This window comes from Nocardioides dokdonensis FR1436, from assembly GCF_001653335.1.
Taxonomy (GTDB): Bacteria; Actinomycetota; Actinomycetes; order Propionibacteriales; family Nocardioidaceae; genus Nocardioides; species Nocardioides dokdonensis.
On record NZ_CP015079.1, the window covers coordinates 3,944,136 to 3,963,586 of the forward strand.

Sequence of the window (19,451 nt, forward strand, 5' to 3'; positions counted from 1 at the left end):
CAACCCCCATCAAGTGCATGAGTCCCCGGTCGACCGGGGACTCATGCAGGGCACGGAGCAGCGGCTCAGCGCGCCACGACCTCGAGCATCGCCGAGGCCGTGGCGGGCTCGAGGAGCCGCGGGCCGCCGCCGGTGAGCCGGCGCGCCAGGCGCGAGGCGAAGTAGGCCACCACCAGGGGTTCCGCGAGGCGGTCGGAGCCGGTGGCAGCGACCACGCAGCGCCGGTGCCAGTCGCGGGCCTGCTCGAGGAACGGCTCGTCGTGCCACGCGGCGGTGAAGGTCTCCACGACGTGCTGCTGGGACCAGGCGCGCAACGCGACGCCGTGCTCGACCAGCGCGACGGCGGCGTGCAGCGCGTCGTACCCGGGCAGACCGGCGACGCGGGCCTCCTCCCAGTCCACGAGCCCCGCGAAGCGGCCGTCGGCCCCCACGAGCCAGTTCTGTGCGGACAGGTCGTGGTGCTCCAGCACGGCGGTGTCGAGCCCGGCCAGGTCGCGGCGCGCCGCGTCGACCCGGCGGGCCACCGGGGAGGAGACCGCCTCGGTGGCGCGGACCAGCTGCTCGGCGAGCGCCGGCTGACCGGCCCGGTGGGCGGTGTGCCCGGCGACCTCGACCAGTGCCTCGCCCAGTCCCTCGAAGGACCGGTCGTACCCGGCCGACCACCCCGGCGCTCCGGGTGCCAGCACCCACAGCGGCATGCCCGGCAGTCCCTCCTGGACCAGCAGACCGGCCACCGCCGGCAGCTCCCGGGGCGCCACCCCGGTCCCGGCCACCTGGGCCAGCGCCGTGGACTCGGCCGTGGTCGAGGCGCTCGGCGGCTTGAGCAGGAGCAGGGGATCCGGACCGTCGCCGAAGACGAACACGAAACGACCGGCGCTGCGCCTCAGCGCGAGGAACGTCATCCGGGGTGCCCGCCGCGGCAGCCGGTCGGAGGCCACGGCCAACCGCGGCCACGCGTGCTCGAGCGCGGTCCGCAGCGTGGCCAGGTCGGCGCCGGCGCGCCGGGGGGCGAGCCGCAGCGCCCGCGCTCCCACCTCGACCGGCAGCCCGCGACGACCCAGCACGGCCCACGCGCGGCCGCCGCGGCGCCGCGCGGGCATCCCGTGGTTGAGCGTGTGCGCGTTGAGCCGGACCAGGTAGCGCGCCGGGTGCGGCGAGTCCAGCTGGACCAGCGCGCCCCTCGGCAGCCAGGGGGCCGCGTAGGTCGCGCTCACGACGCCTGCTGGCGCCGACGCTGCACCAGCCCCATCACGACCTGCAGCTGCTCGGGGGCCAACCGGCGCACGAGGACCAACCAGACGGCGAGGTAGACCACGCCGCCCAGCGCGAGCTCGACGAGCAGCGGGAGGGGCGAGAGCACGAGGGCGGCCAGCAGCACCACCGCGGCGACGCCGGCCGAGGTCAGCGGGGTCAGCAGGGCCGGGCGCTCCCCCAGCCTGCTCAGCCCGGTGAGCACCACGAGCACCTGCACCAGGTAGGCGAACGTCGTGGCTGCCGCGGCACCCACGGCACCGAACTGCGGGATCAGCACGAGGTTGAGGACCAGGTTGATCAGCAGTGCCGCGCTCGAGGCGAGCAGCATGACCCTGGTGCGCTGCAGGGCCAGCAGCACCGAGGTGGCGAAGCTGGCCATCGCCAGGAACATCGGGGCCGGGGCCAGCCAGGCGAGCACCGGCGCCGCGGCAGCGGCGTACGACGCCCCGAAGAGGAGGTCGATCACCGCCCGGCCCTCGACGAGGCTGACGACCACGAACGGCAGGTAGACGAACGCCGCGACCGCCACCGCCCGCTCGTAGCCCAGCCGACGGGTGGTGCTGCTGTCGGTGGCGCTGAGCACCGGGAGCACCGCGTAGTTGATGGCGTAGGTGACGAAGAGGACCGTCTCGAGGAGCCGGTAGGCCACGGAGTAGACCGCCACCTCGCCGGGGCCCTCGAGCACGCCCAGGATCAGCACGTCGACGCGGAAGAGGAGCATCAGCACCAGGCCGCTGAGGCCGATGAGGAACGTCCCGTGCACCGCGTCGGCCAGGTCGGCGCGGCGCAGGTCGAGCGCCGACCGACGGACGTCGAGGCGGCGCAGCGCCAGCACGTGGGCACCCCAGCCGGCGGCGCTGCCGAGCAGGAAGCCGAACGCGACGCCCTCGGCGCCGGCGCCGAGCGCCAGGGCGACGAGGACCGCGGCCGCGGTGGCGATCCGTTGCAGGACCAGCGCCGCGGAGATGCCGGCCGAGACCTGCCGCGCGGCGGCGGTCGAGCGGACCGTGTGGCTCCACAGCTCCGTGAAGCCCGCCAGCAGCATGAACGCCAGCACCGGCCAGGAGCCGATGGCCGGGCTGCCCGCGAGGAGCACGCCCGCCACCAGGAACACCGGCGCCGCGAGGGCGGTCTTCCACACCTGGGTGGCCCGGTGCAGCCCGGGCAGCGCATCGGGCTCGGCGCTGCCGCGCCGGGTCAGCCCCGAGTCGAACCCCCACGCGGCCAGCGAGCTGAGCACCAGCATGATCGTCATGGCGTACGAGATCGTGCCGAAGTCCTGGTTCGACAGCATCCGGGCCGCGGCGACGGTCCAGGCCAGGGTCGCGACCTTGCCGAGCACCTCGGCGACGGCCCGCACGACGGCGTTGCGCGCGGCGCGGTGGGTGGTCGCGCTGATCAGCTGCTCAGCCACGGGAGCGGCTGCGTTCTCGCGCGAGCAGCCCGCGCAGGCACCCCACGGCCTTCGAGACGTCCTTGAGGGCGACGACGACCGGCACCAGTGCCCAGGTCCCGGGCACGACGTCCACGTGACGTCCCCTGAGCGCCGGCAGCGCCAGGTAGCCCGCGGCCCCGGCCAGCACGGTCGCGCGGGTCCGGGGCCCGCCGCCGGCGAGCAGCGCCGGCCCGGCGGCGTACGCCGAGGCGCGCACGAGGTCGCGGCTGACCAGCTGCCACGAGCCGGCCCGTCCGCCCCACTCGCCGTACCTGGCGTACATGCGGGCCATGTCGACCAGGTCGCCGGTCTGGCCCCAGGTGACCCGGGCGTCCAGGGCCAGGGCGCTGGTGCCGCCCGAGGCGAGCACCGCGTCGCCGAACACGGCGTCCTCCGAGCTCTGCAGCCGGGCGTCGAACCCGCCGGCGCGCTCCCACGCCGGCACCGCGCAGGCCATCGAGCGCCCGTCGAGCCGGCGCGCGGAGAAGCTGCGGCCGGTGACCCTGCCGGCCAGCCGGGTCAGGACACCCGGACGCCGGGCCTCGTCGACGGAGGGGAAGAGCGCCACCCGGGCCGCGTCGCGCACCGGGTCCCCGCCGTCCACGTCGTAGACGCCCACGACCAGGTCGACCGGGGCGGGCTCGGCGAAGGCAGCGCGCAGGCCGGCCAGCCAGTCGGGGCCGGGCGCGCACCCGGCGTCGGTGCAGGCGACGTGTCCGTGGCGCGCCTCGGCGAACCCGGCGTTGCGGGCGACCGAGAGGTTGACGCCCGGGCCCCGCAGCACCCGCACGCGGCGGTCGCGCGCGGCCCAGTCCGCCAGCTCGACGCCGGTCTTGTCGGTGGAGCGGTCGTCGAGGAGGAGGTACTCGTCGTCGGCCCCGAGCTGGGCGACGACCGCGGAGACGACCTCGTCGACATGACCCTCCTCGTTGCGGAAGCAGGTGAGCACCGTCATCGGCGGCCCGGCCAGTCCGGCCCCGGGACGGCGGGCCGCGTGGGCCAGGACCTGCACGACGCGGGCGGCGCACTGGTCGGCGTCGGGGTGGCCGGCCAGGACGCCCGTCCCGGCGCGCCGACAACGCTCACGCACCTCGGGGTCGCGCAGCTCGAGCAGCGCGCGGGCGACGGCGGCGGGGTCCGCGGGCGGGACGACCCGACCTGCGACCAGCGCCATCCGCTCGACCTCCGGGTTGCCGGCGGCCCCGACCAGCGGCACTCCCGCCTCCAGCGCCTCCAGCGCGACCAGCGAGTAGCCCTCGCGGCCGAACCGGGCGCCGTCGCTGCGGGTGAGCACCGCCACCGCGTCGAACGCGGCCAGGTGCCGCCCGGCCTCGGGCACGGCGCCGGTGAGGACGACCCGGTCGCGGACCCCGAGCCGGGAGGCCAGGGCCTCGAGCCGCGCGCGCTCCTCCGGCTCGGTCGGCGCCTCCGGGCCCACGACCACCAGCCGCCACGGCAGCGCCGCCTCGTCGGCGAGCGCCTCGATCGCGGTGTCGACGCCCTTGTAGCCGACCAGGCGCCCGAGCACGGCCAGGGTCGGCCCGACGCCGGTCACCACCCCGTGCTCCGCCCAGTACGCCGCCGCCTCGGCCCGGTCGGTGGCTGCGGCCGGACGCGGGGGCGGCACCAGGACGGCGTCGTCCCGGCCGGTGGCCGCGGCGACGGCGCTCGAGGTGGCGACCACGGCGTCGACCAGTCGCCCCAGGCGCGGGGCGAGCTCGCGGTCCCACGAGAAGTCGTGCTTGGCCCACACCACCGGGACGCCGACGACCCGCGCGGCGGGCGCCACCGCGGCGGCCGCCTTCACCCCGTTGGCCAGCACCACCTCGGCGTCGCTGCGTCGCAGCCGACCGGCGAGGTCGAGGTTGCGCAGGGCCAGGTCGCGGACCCGGGGCCCGGTCGGCAGGACCGTGACCGGGACGCCGGCCCGCTCGAGCTCGGCCCGCAGCGGGCCGTCCTCGAGCAGCCACACCTCGGGGTGCACCCGGGCCCCGGCCTGGTGCAGCAGGTCGAGGAGCCAGGTCTCGGAACCACCCAGCACGCCTGCGGCGCTCACCACCAGCAGACGCAAGGGGGCGAGGCGGCGCGGCGCGGCGCTGCCGGGGGCGGGGACGCTGCCGGGGGCGGGGACAGGGCTGGTCATCGTGCGTCCTCCTGGACGGGATGGCGGCGCAGCACCACGGCGCAGGCGGCGGTGAGCAGCGACAGCAGGAACCACACGGTGGTCAGGACGATCGGGTTGCGCAGGGGGTAGTCGAGCATCCCATGGGCGAGCACGGGCACCAGGGCGGCCGCCAGCACGCTCGGCAGCCAGGTCGACGTCGGCCCCGAGCCGGGCACCGCAGCGGCACGCCGGGCCCGCAGCAGCAGCACCCCCAGGCCCGTCACCAGGCCCAGCAGCGCGGCCAGACCGATCAGGCCGTACTCCACGGCGACGTTGAGCAGCAGGTGGTGGGCGTGCTCGACCTCGAGGACGGCACCGGTGCGGAGCGCGTTGCTGCTCGCCTCGACGAAGTAGCCACCGGGACCGTGCCCGAGCACCGGGGCCTCGGCCACCAGGCGCAGACCCTCGGCCCAGATGAGCGGACGCTGGTCGTAGGGGTTCGAGGTCGCCTCGCCGAGGGTGGCCAGCCGACTCAGGACCTGGCCCAGCGGCCCGACTCCCAGGGCGCCCAGCACCAGGACCGCCCCGACGAGACCCGCACCGATCCGGAGCAGCCCACGGCGGGTCCCCGGGACCAGCAGCGCCAGCGCCAGCAGGCCCGCGACCGAGCCGAACCAGGCGCCGCGTGACAGGGAGAGCCCGAGCGCCACGAGCAGGAGCGCGGCGGAGACGAGAGCGCCCCGCCGCCAGCGCACGGGACCGACGCTCAGGGCCGTCCCGACGGCGAGCACCAGCAGCACGGCGCTGAAGAGCCCCAGCTCGTTCGGCTGGGCGAAGACCCCCACGGCCCGCCCGGTGACGACGCTGCCGCCGTAGTAGCTCTCGGTGGGACCCGACCCCAGCATCGCCCACAGCGAGCCCACGGCACCGGCGACCAGCAGCGCGCCGACGGCGAGCAGGACCTGGCGGCTGGTGCGGACCGCGGTGACCACCGCGAGCGTCGCGAGCACCAGCAGGACGAGCTGGACGTCGAGGCGGAAGGCGAGGTCGGTGTCGCGCGCGCGCCCGGTGGCCAGGACGGCGATGACGACCATCAGCGCCAGCGGCACCGCCACCGGCCACGGCGGCAGCCGCCAGTCACCCCGGGCGGCGGTGGGGACCAGCACCGCGACGACGAGCAGCGCCGTCACCAGCTGGACCAGGTCGAGCGGGCCTGCGGCGAGGTGGCCCACGGGCAGCGACAGCGCGGCGGCCGGCACCACGAAGCCGGGACCCCGCCAGGCGAGCACGACCAGCAGCGGCGCCAGCACCAGCGCGACCGGGGCGACGGGACCGGCCAGCAGCCCGGCCGTGGCCAGGACGAACCCGAGAGCGGCACCCAGCGGCACCAGCAGCAGGACCAGCCCGGCGTCCCGGCCGCGGGGGCCCACGCGCTGGGCCCACGACCGGGCCGGCGGCGTACGTCGCGGGGCACGGCGGGGCACCTCGCCCCACGCGCGCGAGCCGGTCCGGGTCACCACGGGGACGTTCACCGGATCCCCCGGCCCGAGTTGACGGCCGTGAGGGCGGCGCGCACCCCGCGCCGCACCAGAGGCGCACGGTCGAGGGCCGCCCACCACGTGCGGTAGCCCGGCAGCTGCACCTTGAGCCGGAACGAGGCCAGCGTGTCCGTGGCGTTGACGTCCACGCGGCTCACCGCGTGGGGGCCGGCGTCGTCGAAGACCGAGAAGGCCACGTCGTAGCCGGCACCCGCGACGGCGTCGCGGGCGGCGGCGTCATGAGCGCCGAAGGGATAGGCGAAGGAGCGCAGGGGCTCCCCCACCACGTCGGCGAGGACGTCGTGCGCCCGACGGACCTGGTGGTCGAGCACTGCGGTGCCCACCCCGCGCAGGTCGCGGTGGTCCGCGCCGTGCACGCCCAGCTCGACCACCGGCAGCGCGTGCACGTGCCGCAGCTCCTCGGGATCCAGCAGCGGCTCGTCGGCGGGGCGGGGCAACCAGCTGGCGGTGCTGCCTGCGAGGTCGGACGGCACGTAGAGCAGCGCCGGGACGCCCACGCGCTCGAGCACCGGCACCGCCAGGTGCAGCACGGAGGTGAACCCGTCGTCGATGGTCACCAGGAAGGAGCGTCGCGGCCGCCGTGACGGGTCGGCGAGGGCGGCCAGGTAGCCGTCGAGGTCCAGCGCGGCCCACCCCTGGCCCAGCAGCCAGCGCAGCTGCTCCTCGAAGCGGTCGACCTCGACGAAGAGGTTCTCCGGGTCGTCGTCGCGGCGCTGCTCGCAGAACCCGTGGTACATCAGGACCACGGGGGGTCGCCCCGGAGCAGACTTCTCAGTCACGTCGATCGGCGCCGCTGTCCTCGGGCCCGGCGCTCTGCAGGCCGGGGGCGTCCGCCTGCGCCCGGGTGGCGCAGTTGAGCACGACGCCACGGACCGGGACCCCGAGACGCTGGAGACGTGCCGCGGTGCCGGCCACGTGGGCCACCGGGGTGCCGGACCGGACCACGACGACGGCCGAGGACGCGTGCGCGGCGACCACCTCGCTGATCTCGCCCACACCCAGGGGCGCGCTGTCGCACAGCACGACGTCGTACCGGTCGGCGGCCTGCTTGAGGATCTCGGGGAGCCTGCGGTCGATGAGCTCGTCGACCCCGCGCATCGGCTCGGTCGTCAGGACGGAGACGTCACCCTCGCGGTGCACCGCCTCACCCAGGTCGAGCCGCTCGGCCAGGACGTCGCCGAGCAGGTGGTGGCCCGCCGCCCCGATCGTCGTGCTGAGCCCGGCCCGGTCGAGGTCGAGATCGAGGACCAGGCTCGATCCTCCGCGGTCGGACAGGGTGCGTGCCAGCAGGAAGGAGGCGGTGCTCGCGCCGTCCCCGGCCCGGCAGCCCACGACGAGCACGGGGCCCGGGGGCACCGAGCCGACCGTGGTCAGGTAGCCGGCACGCAGCGAGCGCGCCGAGGCCAGGATCTCGCTGTCCGGGGCGACGCCGCGCCGGGGCCACGAGGTGGTGAACGCAGGCAGGCTGCCGAGCACGGGGCCACCGGCGGCGCCGGCCGCGTCGCCGCCCGTGCGCACCCGGGGCCGCAGGGCCTCGAGGGCGAAGGCGACGGCCAGGCCCGCGAGCAGCGCAGCCAGCACGAGCAGCAGCTCCAGCACGCGCGGGCTGCTCAGCAGGCCCGGCTTCTCGCTGCGGACGTCGGCCAGGACGCCGGCGTCGGCGAGCGGGTCCTCCTCGCCGATCCGGACCGCCTGGGCCGTGACGGCGCGGGCCACGGCCGTCGCCTGTGCGAGCTCGGGGAGGCTGACGCGCACCGTGAGGTTCCCGGCCTCCTGCGACGCGGTCACGTCGATGGCGGCGTCGAGGGTGGTGGCGTCGATGCCGGTGTCGTCAGCGACCTCCCGCAGGACCTCCGGGGAGGTCAGCGCCACCGAGTACCGGCCGAGGCCGAGCTGGACGGCGTCGGTGCTGACCACGTCGGCCGACTCCGGAGACACCCCCACCACGGTCACCACGGTGGCCTCGTCGGCCCGGGTCTCCACCGCCAGCACGCCGACCACCGCGGCGGGCACCAGCACCGCGAGGACCACGGCCCACCGGAACCGGAGGGCCCGCTGCAGGACGGCGAGGAAGGGAGGGGCGTTCATCGGCTGACTCCGTACAGGTCGCGGAAGGTGTGCCAGACCCGGCGGGGTCGGAGGTTCTCGTCGAGCATCGCGTAGCCCTGCTGGTGCTCGTCGGAGTTCGTGACGTTGACGGCGTCCTTGTACCAGAAGGCCAGGTCGACGTACGGGAACTGGTCGCCCAGCAGGGTCAGCGCCTCGGCGGCGTACCGGGACTGGGTCTCCTCGTCGACCCCGCGGCGCCAGGGCTCGGTGTCGGACTCGTTGTCGTGGACGCTCCAGCCGAACTCGGTGATCCACACCGGCAGCCGGTCACCGTTCTCGATCATGGTGTCGCGCACCTCGTCGAGGTTGCGCAGGTTCCAGACCTCGCCCGCGTCGTTCTGGCTGGGCGGGGAGTCGGCGGGCGCCTGGTAGGAGTGCACCGACATCACGTCGAAGCACCCGCCGGCGCCGGCGTCGTAGGCCCGCTGCAGCCAGTCGTCGTCGTTGTACATCAACCCGCCGAACACGACCTCGGCGCTCGGGTCCGCACGGCGCACCACGGGGTAGGACGCGCAGAGCAGGTCGACGTACGTCTGCGGGTCGGTGCCGTGGTAGAAGTCCTCGAGGTTCGGCTCGTTCCAGATCTCGTAGGCGTCCACCACGTCACCCCAGCGCTGGGCGACCTTGCCCAGCGCCGCGGCGTAGTCGGCCGGGTCGTCGGGGCTGGTGTACTGGGCGGTGAACGCGTCCTTCTCCGAGGAGGCCCACGTCGGGGTCAGCCAGAACATGACGAGCACCTTCAGGTCGCGCTCGCGCAGCTGCTCCATCACCTCGTCGACCACGGGCAGCCCCCACCCCTGGTCCAGCGGCCCCGGGGTGGGCTGGAGCATCGCCCAGCCCACGTCGAGGCGGACCCAGGTGGCGCCGGACTCCTCGATGCGGTCCAGGACCTTGTCCCGCTGCCGGGCGTCGTAGTGGTTCCAGGTGCCGTGGAACTGCAGGCCAAGGGAGGGCAGGTCCTCGGGGTCGGGCGGATCCGTCAACGAGGTGGCACTCGCGCCCGCCGGCCGGTCGCCGGGGGCGATCGCCTCCGGGGCGCTCGCGCCGGTCTCGGCGCGCATCACGAGCGCGCCGCTCAGCGCCACCGCGGTCGAGACCGCGGCGGCAACGAGCACAGCAGCACGGCCCCCCATGCCAAGCACCCTACCCACCCGTAGGGCAGGGGAAACCGGGATCAGTAGGTCGTGACGTGCACGTGGTCCTCGTGGTTGGCCGTGGTGGAGCCCCGGTCAGACATTCCCCGCCAGCCCTCGCCACTGCGCTCGACCGACCAGATGTTGCGGGAGTAGATCGCGTAGGAGACCCCGAGGCTGCCGGCGTTGGCCCGCACGAACTCGGCGACCTCCCACCCACGTGCACCGCTGACCATGATGTCGACGGCGATGCCCTGGGCGTGCTCGCCGTCGCTGCGGAAGGTGCCGTAGGTGGTGATCTCGGGGAACGCCGCACAGACGGCCGCGTGCACCTTGACGATGTTGGGGCTCACGCCCGACGCCACGGACGAGCCGTTGCTGCAGGAGGCGTCGGCCGCCGGGGCGGCCGCGGCCTCCTCCTCCGACTCGTCGACCGGCTTCTCATCGGCGAGGTAGCCCGAGCTGATCCACCGGGACGCACCGTCGATGACGACCTCGTCGCGGTCGAACAGCGAGCGGCCGGTGACGAGCACCTTCTTCTCGGCGTCGAGCACCCCCGCCTTCTCGGCCTTCTGCGCCGGGGACGTCCAGAGGTTGAGCTCGGTGGTGGTCCAGCGCTTGGTGTCGGCGGCCGAGACCGCCTGGGCGACGGCCTGCTTGGCCATCATGAGCTCCAGATCGCTCTTCTTCTCGATGCGCATGCCCTGCTTGACGGGCGCCGTGGCGAGCGAGCGGTCGGAGGAGCGCGAGACGATCGCGTCGCGCTGGAGCAGCTCGGCGGAGATGCCGGCGCTGCGCTCGGAGATCGCGGCGGAGACGGGCACGTCCTGGGCGGTGGGCTCGGAGACGACCATCCCGAGAGTGATCGCGGAGGCGGTCGCCAGCACGGCGAGGGGTCCCGCCACGAGGGCGGCACGAGGACGGGGGCGGGCATTGGTGTCCCGCTTGTGGCGACAATCGGCCACAGCGCTGATCCTTTGCTGTCGAAGACATGGCGATCGCCGGACCGCGGTGCGGAACGGCGAAGTAGCCACTGAAACACACCACGGGACCCGTCGGAGAATGTTCAACGGCAAAATGCGGGGTGCGCTCCCTCACCCCCGGGTGACTCGCGTCACATCCTGGATCAGCCGCCGTCGGTCTCGACCGTGTCCTCCGGGTTGCCCGAACCGCGACCGTCGGAGTCGTCGAGCCACCCCTCGGGGAGCACGACCCGGCTGCGTGGCGAGCCCTGACGCCCCCGCGGAGCACCGAGCGCCGCGGACGGGAACTGCTCGTCGGGGTCGAGGTCGGCGAGGAGCGCGTCGAGGTCGGCGAGCGTGGAGACCAGGCCGAGCGAGCGCCGGGCGGTGCCGCCGGCTGCGAAGCCCTTGAGGTACCACGAGACGTGCTTGCGGAACTCCTTGCACCCACGCTCCTCCCCCATGTGGCGGCACAGCAGCTCGGCGTGCCGGCGCATCATCGAGCGCACCTCGCCGAGGGTCGGCAGCGTCGCGACCTGCTCACCGGCGAACGCTGCGGCGAGGTCACGGAAGAGCCACGGGCGTCCCAGACAGCCGCGGCCCACCACGACCCCGGCGGCACCGGTCTGCTCGACCATCCGCACGGCGTCGGCCGCCTCCCAGATGTCCCCGTTGCCCAGCACCGGGATGTCGACGTGGGCGACCAGCTCGGCGATGGCGTCCCAGTCCGCGCGCCCGGAGTAGGCCTGGGCGACCGTGCGCCCGTGCAGGGCGATCCCCGCGCAGCCGGCCTGCTCGGCGATCCGGCCCGCGTCGAGGTAGGTGAGGTGGTCGTCGTCGATGCCCTTGCGGGTCTTCATCGTCACCGGCACGCCGTAGCGCGACGCCGACGCCACCGCGTGCTCGAGGATCTCCGCGAGGAGGCCGCGCTTCCAGGGCAGCGCGCCGCCGCCGCCCTTGCGGGTCACCTTCGGCACGGGGCACCCGAAGTTGAGATCGATGTGGTCGACGCCGTGCTCGGCGCACAGGATCTCGGCCGCCTTGCCCACGTGCACCGGGTCGCTGCCGTAGAGCTGGACCGAGCGCGTGGTCTCGGCCTCGTCGAAGACGAGCATGTTGAGAGTGCGCTCGTCGCCCTCCACCAGCCCGCGGCTGGTGATCATCTCGCAGACGTAGAGCCCGGCACCCTGCTCGGCGCACAGTCGCCGGTACGCCGCGTTGGTGATGCCGGCCATCGGGGCGAGGACGACCGGCGTCGCCACCTCGAGGTTGCCCAGTCGCAGCCCGGGAGCAGCGGCGGGCGCGGTCTGGGTGGTCACGGGTCCATTCTCCGGGGCCGGTGGCGCCGACCCAAATCAGTCGGTCGACGCCGCCACTGCCGACCTGCAGGGACCTAGTCCTGCGACGTCGACTTCTTGTCCTGCGACTTCTTCTCGGCCTTCTTCTCAGCCTTCTTCTGGGCCTTCTTGGCGGCCTTCTTCTGCGCGGCGGTCTTTTCGCCGATCTTCAGGACCTCGCCGGTCCAGGTGATCGGGTTGAACTCCTGGGCCGGCCGGAAGCTGATCGCCTCGAGGCTGCCCTGGGCGGGGGCGAGGAAGACCAGGCAGGTGGTGACCTTGGCCCCGGGACCGAACTTCTTCGGCAGCGCCTGCGAGGGGCAGGGCTTGAAGGTGCTCACGAAGGTCGAGGACTCCACCAGGGTGTTGTCACCGTCGACGAGGTAGAGCGGCACCCGGCGTCCGCCCAGGTCGTCCTCCCCCACGTTCTTGACCTTGGCCCGCACGAAGTAGGGCTGCGACTTCTTGATCGCCTTGTCGAGCTTCCAGCCCTGGAAGGACTCCTGGTAGGAGGTCTTGCGGAGGTCGGTGACCGTGAGCTTGAGGACCCCGACGTCCTTCTGGTTGGGCTGGTAGGCCACCGTCGCGGTGTCCCCGACCTCGAGCGCGGTGCCCTGCGCCGTCAGCTCGACGCCGTCGGGCACCGGCAGGTACGGCGACGCCTCGGCCCCGGCGGTCGGGTCGATGGTGGTGTCCTCGCCGGCGGTGGTCTCCGACGACGCGTCGGTGGACCCCTCCGCCCCGGCCGAGTCGTCGTCGCCACCGGAGCAGGCACCCAGGGCGCCGACCGTCAGGACGAGGGCGGCGAGGGTGGTCGCCGGGCCCCGGCGCAGACGCGTGCTCAGCATCGGACCATTGTGCACACCGCGCACGTCACGCACCGAGGAACTTCTCAGCGAAGTAGGCCGAGATCCGGTCGAGGCCGATCCGCTCCTGGGCCATCGTGTCGCGCTCGCGCACGGTCACGGCGTGGTCCTCGAGGGTGTCGAAGTCGACGGTGACGCAGTACGGCGTCCCGATCTCGTCCTGGCGGCGGTAGCGCTTGCCGATCGCGCCGGCGTCGTCGAAGTCGACGTACCAGTTCCGGCGCAGCTCGGTGGCCAGGTCGCGGGCCTTGGGCGAGAGGTCGGCGTTGCGGCTCAGCGGCAGCACCGCCACCTTGACCGGAGCCAGGCGCGGGTCGAGGCGCAGCACGGTGCGCTTGTCCACGCCGCCCTTGGTGTTGGGGGCCTCGTCCTCGTGGTAGGCGTCGACCAGGAAGGTCATCAGCGAGCGGCCCAGGCCTGCGGCCGGCTCGATGACGTACGGCGTGTAGCGCTCGCCGCCGGCCTGGTCGTAGTAGGACAGGTCCTTGCCGGAGTGCTTCGCGTGCGTGGTGAGGTCGAAGTCGGTGCGGTTCGCGATGCCCTCGAGCTCGCCCCACTCCGAGCCCGCGAAGTTGAAGCGGTACTCGATGTCGACGGTGCGCTTGGAGTAGTGGGAGAGCTTCTCCTGCGCGTGCTCGTAGTGGCGCAGGTTGTCGCGGTCGATGCCGAGGCCGACGTACCAGCTGGTGCGCTCGTCGATCCAGTGCTGGTGCCACTCCTCGTCCTCGCCGGGCTTGACGAAGAACTCCATCTCCATCTGCTCGAACTCGCGGGTGCGGAAGATGAAGTTGCCGGGGGTGATCTCGTTGCGGAAGCTCTTGCCGATCTGGGCGATGCCGAAGGGCGGCTTCATCCGCTGGCTGGTCACGACGTTGGCGAAGTTCAGGAAGATGCCCTGGGCGGTCTCGGGGCGCAGGTAGTGCAGCCCGGACTCGTCGTCGTGCACGCCGAGGTAGGTCTTGAGCAGCCCGGAGAACTGGCGCGGCTCGGTCCAGGCGCCGCGGGTGCCGCAGTTGGGGCAGGCGAGGTTCTCGAACGACACGGTGTCGGGGTCGTCGATCCCCTTCTTCTCGGCGACCGCCTCCTGGAGGTGGTCGGCGCGGAAGCGCTTGTGGCACGACTGGCACTCGGTCAGCGGGTCGCTGAAGGTGTCGATGTGGCCGCTGGCCTCCCACGTGCGGGTGGGCAGGATGACGCTGGAGTCGAGGCCCACGACGTCGTCGCGCATCTGCACCATGGACTTCCACCACTGGCGCTTGATGTTGTCCTTGAGCTCCACGCCGAGCGGGCCGTAGTCCCACGCCGAGCGGGTGCCGCCGTAGATCTCACCGCAGGGGTAGACGAACCCCCGGCGCTTGGCGAGCGAGACGACGCTGTCGACGACGGAGGGAGGCGGCTTGGCCACGGAGGAGGCTCACTTTCGCGTGCTGGTGCACCGGCTGGCTGCCGGGACGGGAGGACGTGCGGAAGCGCTCAGCCTAACGACCGCGCCCGGGCGACGTTGAGGTCGGTACCGGGCTCGACGACCTCGTAGGCACTGGCCTCGTCGACCGCGCGGGAGAGCAGGCGCACGGCGCCCATCTTGACGTCGTACGACGACAGCGCGCGGCGGTAGGCACCCACGTGCTCCCACCGGGTGGTCAGCACCCACAGGGTGGGCTCGTCGACGTTGCGCCCGATCGTGCCGCCGACGTACCCGGAGCGGGCGGCGAGGACGGCGTGCGCCGCCTCGACCTCGACACGGAACTGCTCCGACTCGTCCTCGGGGACCCTGAACCTGTTGACCACCAGCATCCCGCGAGCCTAGCCGCCGCACGCGGGCCGACAGCGTCGACCTGAGTTGACAATGATTCTCAAAGGCCTGAGAATCATTCTCATGAAGCTTCGTCGTCTGCTCGTCCCCGCCGCTGCCTCCGCCGTCACCCTCGCACTGTCCGGCTGCGGCGCCCTGACCTCCGACGACGGGTCGGGGTCGGACGGCTCGCGCACCGTCGTCGCGGGCCTCTACCCGCTGCAGTACGTCGCTCAGCGCGTGGCCGGCGACGCCTTCGACGTCGAGAACCTCACCCAGCCCGGTGGCGAGCCACACGACCTCGAGCTCGGGATCGGCCAGACCGCCGCGCTGGCCGACGCCGCCCTGCTCGTCTACATCGACTCCCTGCAGCCGGCGGTGGACGAGGCGGCCGAGGAGGTGGCCGGGGTCGAGGTGCTCGACGCCGCCTCGGTCGTCGACCTGATCTCGTTCGAGGACGAGCACTCCGACGAGGAGGACGCTGAGGACGAGCACTCCGACGACCACAGCGGTCACGACCACGGCGAGCTCGACCCCCACTTCTGGCTCGACCCCGCACGGATGGCCGACCTCGGTGACGCGGTCGCCGAGCGGCTGGCCGACATCGACCCCGACGAGGCGGCGGCCTTCGAGGAGCGCGCGGCCGAGCTGCGCAGCGACCTCGAGGCCCTCGACGAGGAGTACACCGAGGGCTTGTCGGGCTGCGAGATCCGGACCGTGGTGACCAACCACGACGCCTTCGGCTACCTCGAGAAGTACGACCTCGAACTGGCCTCGATCAACGGCTTCTCCCCCGACGCCGAGCCGACCCCCGCCGCCCTGGCCGAGCTGCAGGACCTCATCGCGGAGACCGGCATCACCACCGTGTTCTCCGAGAGCCTGGTCAGCCCGCAGGCCGCCGAGGTGCTGGCCGTCGACGCCGGCGTGGACACGGCGGTCCTGGACACCATCGAGGGCCTGACCGAGGAGACCGCCGACGAGGACTACCTTTCCCTCATGCGCTCCAACCTCGCCGCCCTCGAGGGGGCGAACCGCTGTTGAGCACCGACACGGATCCGGTGGTCGAGCTGCGGGACGGCGCGGTGGTGCTCGGTGGCCGCCCCGTCGTGCGCGGGGTCGACCTGACCGTCCGCGCCGGGGAGTTCGTCACGCTGCTGGGCCCCAACGGGTCGGGCAAGTCGACGCTGGTGCGCGCGCTGACCGGCCTGCGCCCCCTGGAGAGGGGCTCGCTGCAGCTGTTCGGCACCCCGATGGGCTCCTTCCGCGACTGGCACCGCCTCGGCTACGTGCCCCAGCGCGCCGGGGCCGCGAGCGGCGTACCGGTCTCGGTGCGCGAGGTCGTGGCGTCCGGACGGCTCACCCGGCGACGCGTGCTGTCGCTGCCCAGCCGCGCCGACCGCGCGGCCGTGACCGAGGCTCTCGAGGTCGTGGGTCTCGCCGACCGCGCCAAGGACAGCGTGGCCACACTGTCGGGCGGCCAGCAGCAGCGGGTGCTCATCGCGAGGGCGCTCGCGGGCGGGCCCGACCTGTTCTTCCTCGACGAGCCGACGGCCGGCGTCGACCTGCCCAACCAGCAGGCCCTCGCCGACGCCCTCGGCACCCTCTCGCGCTCGGGCAGCACCATCGTCCTGGTGACCCACGAGCTCGGTCCGCTGGCACCCCTGGTCGACCGGACCGTGGTGCTGCGCGACGGACGCCTCGTCTACGACGGCCCGCCCCTCGACCTCACCGACGCGCACGGGCACCACCACCACGACCTCGACGCGGGTCGCCACGACCACCACCCCGACATCGTGGCCCCCTGGGACCGGGAGGACCGCCGACCGTGATCGATCTCCTCGGCTACGACTTCATGCAGCGGGCGCTGCTGGCCGCGCTGGTCACCGGGCTCGCCGCCCCCGTGATCGGCACCTACCTGGTCCAACGACGCCTGGCCCTGCTCGGCGACGGACTGGGCCACGTCGCGGTGACAGGCGTGGCGCTGGGCCTGCTCACAGGGATCGCACCCACGTGGACCGCCGTGGTCGTGGCGATCCTCGGTGCGGTGGCCATCGAGACCATCCGTGACCGCGGCCACACCAGTGGCGATCTGGCCCTGGCGCTGCTGTTCTACGGGGGTCTGGCGGGCGGGGTGATGATCACCGGGCTGGCCGGCCAGAGCGGCGCGACCCTGCAGCAGTACCTCTTCGGCTCGATCACCTCGATCTCGCGGACCGACATCTGGTTCACCATCGCCCTGGCGTTCGTGATCCTCGGCCTGGGACTGGGTCTGATGCCGCAGCTCTTCACAGTCGCGCAGGACCAGGACTTCGCCCAGGTGGCCGGGTTGAACGTGCGGGCCTACAACCTGCTGGTGGCCGTGCTGGCCGCGGTGACGGTCACCGTGGCGATGCGCACCGTCGGGCTGCTGCTGGTCTCAGCGCTGATGATCGTGCCGGTCGCGACGTCGCAGCAGCTGGCCCGGTCGTTCCGGGCCACCATCGCCGGGGCGGTCGTGGTCGGGGCCGGCGCCGGCGTCGGCGGCCTGCTGGTGTCGGCGTACCTCTCCCAGTCCTACGGCCTGACGGTGCAGCCCGGTCCGGCCATCGTCCTGCTGGCCCTGGCCTGCTTCGTCGCCACCTGGCCGTTGGGCGTGCTGCTGCGTCGGCGTCAACGCCGGCACGCACCGTTCCCCGACGTGGAGCCGGACGACCACGAGGTCTCCGGGACCCACGACCACGAGCACGGCCCCGACTGCGGGCACCTCGCGGTCCCCCACGGCGACCACGTCGACTACGTCCACGACGGCCACCGGCACGCACCCCACGGGGAGCACTATGACGAGCACTGACCGCCCCGGCCCCGCGACGTCCGGGCTGAGGCCGACCCGCCAGCGGCTCGCCGTCGCCGAGGCGATGGCCAGCTTCGACGACTTCCGCTCCGCCCAGGAGATCCACGACCTGCTCGGGCGTCGCGGCGAGACGGTCGGGCTGGCCACGGTCTACCGGACCCTGCAGCTGCTGGCCGACGCCGGAGAGATCGACCGGCTGCTGACCGAGGGCGGCGAGGCGATCTACCGGGCCTGCTCCGGGGCGCACCACCACCACCTGGTGTGCCGCTCCTGCGGACGCACCGTGGAGGTCGAGGGCCCCGCCGTCGAGCGCTGGACGCGCTCGATCGCGGAGGAGCACGGTTTCGACGAGGTCAGCCACACGCTCGAGATCTTCGGCACCTGCCCCACGTGCCGCGCGTAGGGTCCTGCCGGTGAGCGCAGCGAACTCCCCCGCCCCGTCCCGACCCGTGCGACCGGTCCAGGTCGTGGTGATGGGCGTCTCGGCCACCGGCAAGTCCAGCGTCGCCCGCCGACTCGCGGAGCTCCACGAGTGCGACTTCATCGAGGGCGACGACCTGCACCCCCGCGCCAACGTCGCCAAGATGGAGGCCGGTGACCCGCTGACCGACGAGGACCGGTGGCCCTGGTTGGCCCGGGTCGCCCAGACCATGCGCGAGCAGGCCGACGCCGGGCGCAGCAGCGTCGTGACCTGCTCGGCCCTCAAGCGCGCCTACCGCGACCGGTTGCGCGAGGACGTCGCGGACGTGTGGTTCCTGCACCTCCATGCTCCCGCCGCGGTCCTCGAGGACCGGATGAGCCGGCGCACCCGCCACTTCATGCCCGTCTCCCTGCTCGCCTCCCAGCTCGCCACCCTCGAACCCCTCGCCCCCGCCGAGCACGGTCGCGTCGTCGACGTCACCCCGCCCCTCGACGACGTCGTGGCGGCGGCGAGCCGGGCCCTCGCCGAGCTGCTGAACGAGTCCCCCGGGGCGTAGCAGCGAGGGCCGAAGGCTCGAGCGACCGTCGAGACCCCCGGCGCCACCACCGCGCCAAGACCCACACCGCCTGGCACTACCGAGCGACAAGAGTGTGGCGCTCCGGATCAACAGGGCTCACCCAGGACTCCACACTCCGCTCGTCTCCATCGCCGTCGCCGCGCCGCCGATGTCAGGACAGCTGGCCGGTCCGCAGCCAGCTGAAGGTGCGAGCGATGTCGGCCTCGAGATCCTGTGGGAGGTGGCCACCGGCCCCGTCCTCGACGACCAGGGCCGTCGGCAGGTGCCGGGCGAGCCATCGGCCGTGGTCGGGCGGGCAGGAGAAGTCCTGGAGCCCGTAGGTGAGGAGCACCGGGATGCTGATGTCCTCGAGACGGAAGCCCCAGGGCCGCGCGAAGGCCAGGGTGTCGTCGACCGAGCCGCCGACGCCGTGGGCAGCCTGCTCGGCCATGATCCGGGTGAAGGCCGCCACCACCTCGGGCCGGGCGAGGACCTCCTGGTCGGCACCCCCCATCCCCTCCCCCAGGAACGACGCCGGGTCCGAGACCAGCAGCCGTTCCATGCGGGCCTGCGCGGCCTGGATCTCCGCGGTGAGTGCGCCCTCGCCGGCGTCGACCCAGGCGAGAGCCTGCGCGGCCTCCGGCTCCATCTGCCAGAGCCACGCGTCCCTCGCCATCCCGCCCTCACCGAGCGGGGCCAGGCTCGACTGGCAGGCCACGCGTTCGACCCTGTCGTCCAGCAGCGCAGCGCACGCCAGGGCGTGCGGGCCGCCACCGGAACCACCCACGACGGAGAACCGGTCCAGGCCGAGCGCATCGGCCACGGCGCGCACGTCGGCGGCCTCGTCCGCCACCGAGCGCCCCCGATGGCGCGATGACTGCCCGTACCCGGCGCGGTCCGTCGTGATGTAGCGGACCCCAGTGCGCGCGTACACCTCGTCGTCAGGCAGCCGGTTCAGCCGGCAGCCCGGCGTGCCGTGCAGGCCGATCACCGGGTAGCCAGCCGGGTCACCGCCGTCGAGGTAGGCGATCCGGCGACCGTCCGGCAGCAGGATCGTGGGCGGCTCCATGGGTCCATCCTCACGGATGCGGAC

At 73.6% G+C, this 19,451-nt stretch carries 18 protein-coding genes; 5 read left to right on the forward strand and 13 right to left on the reverse strand.

Annotated features, from left to right (window positions below):
* Positions 1–65 precede the first annotated feature (65 nt).
* From I601_RS18555 to I601_RS18610, 12 genes are all read right to left on the reverse strand, one after another.
* A complete protein-coding gene (locus I601_RS18555) occupies positions 66–1,214 on the reverse strand; it encodes a phosphotransferase (protein ID WP_068113066.1) in 1,149 nt (382 codons plus the stop codon).
* Positions 1,211–2,668, reverse strand: a complete 1,458-nt coding sequence (locus I601_RS18560) for an oligosaccharide flippase family protein (protein ID WP_068113069.1) — start codon at positions 2,666–2,668, stop codon at positions 1,211–1,213. The genes I601_RS18555 and I601_RS18560 overlap by 4 nt, the downstream gene beginning before the upstream one ends.
* Positions 2,661–4,832 (reverse strand): glycosyltransferase, encoded by a 2,172-nt coding sequence (locus tag I601_RS18565; protein WP_068113072.1) that lies wholly within the window; start codon positions 4,830–4,832, stop codon positions 2,661–2,663. The genes I601_RS18560 and I601_RS18565 overlap by 8 nt, the downstream gene beginning before the upstream one ends.
* Positions 4,829–6,325 (reverse strand): O-antigen ligase family protein, encoded by a 1,497-nt coding sequence (locus I601_RS18570; protein WP_068113074.1) that lies wholly within the window; start codon positions 6,323–6,325, stop codon positions 4,829–4,831. The genes I601_RS18565 and I601_RS18570 overlap by 4 nt, the downstream gene beginning before the upstream one ends.
* Positions 6,322–7,131: a polysaccharide deacetylase family protein gene (locus I601_RS18575; protein ID WP_157520303.1), complete on the reverse strand. Its 810-nt coding sequence runs from the start codon at positions 7,129–7,131 to the stop codon at positions 6,322–6,324. Before I601_RS18575 ends, I601_RS18570 begins: the two co-directional genes overlap by 4 nt.
* On the reverse strand, positions 7,124–8,440 hold the full coding sequence (locus I601_RS18580) for a P-loop NTPase family protein (RefSeq protein WP_068113080.1): 1,317 nt from the start codon (positions 8,438–8,440) through the stop codon (positions 7,124–7,126). Before I601_RS18580 ends, I601_RS18575 begins: the two co-directional genes overlap by 8 nt.
* Positions 8,437–9,594, reverse strand: a complete 1,158-nt coding sequence (locus tag I601_RS18585; RefSeq protein WP_084527826.1) for a cellulase family glycosylhydrolase — start codon at positions 9,592–9,594, stop codon at positions 8,437–8,439. The genes I601_RS18580 and I601_RS18585 overlap by 4 nt, the downstream gene beginning before the upstream one ends.
* Before the next feature lie 41 nt (positions 9,595–9,635).
* Positions 9,636–10,559, reverse strand: a complete 924-nt coding sequence (locus I601_RS18590; protein ID WP_157520306.1) for a VldE C-terminal domain-containing protein — start codon at positions 10,557–10,559, stop codon at positions 9,636–9,638.
* A 161-nt stretch (positions 10,560–10,720) separates the two neighbouring features.
* Positions 10,721–11,791, reverse strand: coding sequence for a tRNA dihydrouridine synthase DusB (gene dusB / locus I601_RS18595; RefSeq protein WP_418303100.1), 1,071 nt, complete (start codon positions 11,789–11,791; stop codon positions 10,721–10,723).
* A gap of 158 nt (positions 11,792–11,949) precedes the next feature.
* The gene (locus I601_RS21615) at positions 11,950–12,741 is read right to left on the reverse strand and encodes a hypothetical protein (protein WP_218917697.1); all 792 of its coding nucleotides are present in this window, start codon (positions 12,739–12,741) and stop codon (positions 11,950–11,952) included.
* A 25-nt stretch (positions 12,742–12,766) separates the two neighbouring features.
* Complete coding sequence (locus I601_RS18605; RefSeq protein WP_068113095.1) at positions 12,767–14,164, reverse strand: glycine--tRNA ligase; 1,398 nt, start codon at positions 14,162–14,164, stop codon at positions 12,767–12,769.
* 68 nt (positions 14,165–14,232) lie between these two features.
* Positions 14,233–14,553: an antibiotic biosynthesis monooxygenase family protein gene (locus I601_RS18610; RefSeq protein ID WP_068113098.1), complete on the reverse strand. Its 321-nt coding sequence runs from the start codon at positions 14,551–14,553 to the stop codon at positions 14,233–14,235.
* Positions 14,554–14,635: 82 nt separating this feature from the next.
* On the opposite strand from I601_RS18610, the gene I601_RS18615 reads away from it, so the two are divergent.
* Genes I601_RS18615 through I601_RS18635 form a run of 5 tightly spaced genes read left to right on the forward strand, consistent with a single transcriptional unit; the run spans position 14,636 to position 18,358 of the window.
* Positions 14,636–15,592 carry a metal ABC transporter substrate-binding protein gene (locus tag I601_RS18615; protein WP_068113101.1) on the forward strand — a complete coding sequence of 319 codons (957 nt, stop codon included), beginning with the start codon at positions 14,636–14,638 and terminating at the stop codon, positions 15,590–15,592.
* Positions 15,589–16,380 (forward strand): metal ABC transporter ATP-binding protein, encoded by a 792-nt coding sequence (locus I601_RS18620; protein WP_237089470.1) that lies wholly within the window; start codon positions 15,589–15,591, stop codon positions 16,378–16,380. The genes I601_RS18615 and I601_RS18620 overlap by 4 nt, the downstream gene beginning before the upstream one ends.
* Entirely contained in the window at positions 16,377–17,381 is a 1,005-nt protein-coding gene (locus I601_RS18625; RefSeq protein WP_335582175.1) for a metal ABC transporter permease, read from the forward strand. Before I601_RS18620 ends, I601_RS18625 begins: the two co-directional genes overlap by 4 nt.
* Positions 17,368–17,784, forward strand: coding sequence for a Fur family transcriptional regulator (locus tag I601_RS18630; RefSeq protein ID WP_068113107.1), 417 nt, complete (start codon positions 17,368–17,370; stop codon positions 17,782–17,784). Before I601_RS18625 ends, I601_RS18630 begins: the two co-directional genes overlap by 14 nt.
* Positions 17,785–17,794: 10 nt before the next feature.
* Complete coding sequence (locus I601_RS18635) at positions 17,795–18,358, forward strand: gluconokinase (RefSeq protein ID WP_237089471.1); 564 nt, start codon at positions 17,795–17,797, stop codon at positions 18,356–18,358.
* Between the two features lie 172 nt (positions 18,359–18,530).
* Here I601_RS18635 and I601_RS18640 read toward each other — a convergent pair whose 3' ends face one another.
* Positions 18,531–19,427 (reverse strand): alpha/beta fold hydrolase, encoded by an 897-nt coding sequence (locus tag I601_RS18640; RefSeq protein ID WP_068113110.1) that lies wholly within the window; start codon positions 19,425–19,427, stop codon positions 18,531–18,533.
* Positions 19,428–19,451 lie beyond the last annotated feature (24 nt).

Coding starts and splice junctions, on each gene's coding strand:
- I601_RS18565 (WP_068113072.1), bottom strand. CDS start 4,832: ATGACCAGCCCTGTCCCCGCCCCCGGCAGCGTCCCCGCCCCCGGCAGC.
- I601_RS18615 (WP_068113101.1), top strand. CDS start 14,636: ATGAAGCTTCGTCGTCTGCTCGTCCCCGCCGCTGCCTCCGCCGTCACC.
- I601_RS18630 (WP_068113107.1), top strand. CDS start 17,368: ATGACGAGCACTGACCGCCCCGGCCCCGCGACGTCCGGGCTGAGGCCG.
- dusB (WP_418303100.1), bottom strand. CDS start 11,791: ATGGCCGGCATCACCAACGCGGCGTACCGGCGACTGTGCGCCGAGCAG.
- I601_RS18610 (WP_068113098.1), bottom strand. CDS start 14,553: ATGCTGGTGGTCAACAGGTTCAGGGTCCCCGAGGACGAGTCGGAGCAG.
- I601_RS18640 (WP_068113110.1), bottom strand. CDS start 19,427: ATGGAGCCGCCCACGATCCTGCTGCCGGACGGTCGCCGGATCGCCTAC.
- I601_RS21615 (WP_218917697.1), bottom strand. CDS start 12,741: ATGCTGAGCACGCGTCTGCGCCGGGGCCCGGCGACCACCCTCGCCGCC.
- I601_RS18585 (WP_084527826.1), bottom strand. CDS start 9,594: ATGGGGGGCCGTGCTGCTGTGCTCGTTGCCGCCGCGGTCTCGACCGCG.
- I601_RS18580 (WP_068113080.1), bottom strand. CDS start 8,440: ATGAACGCCCCTCCCTTCCTCGCCGTCCTGCAGCGGGCCCTCCGGTTC.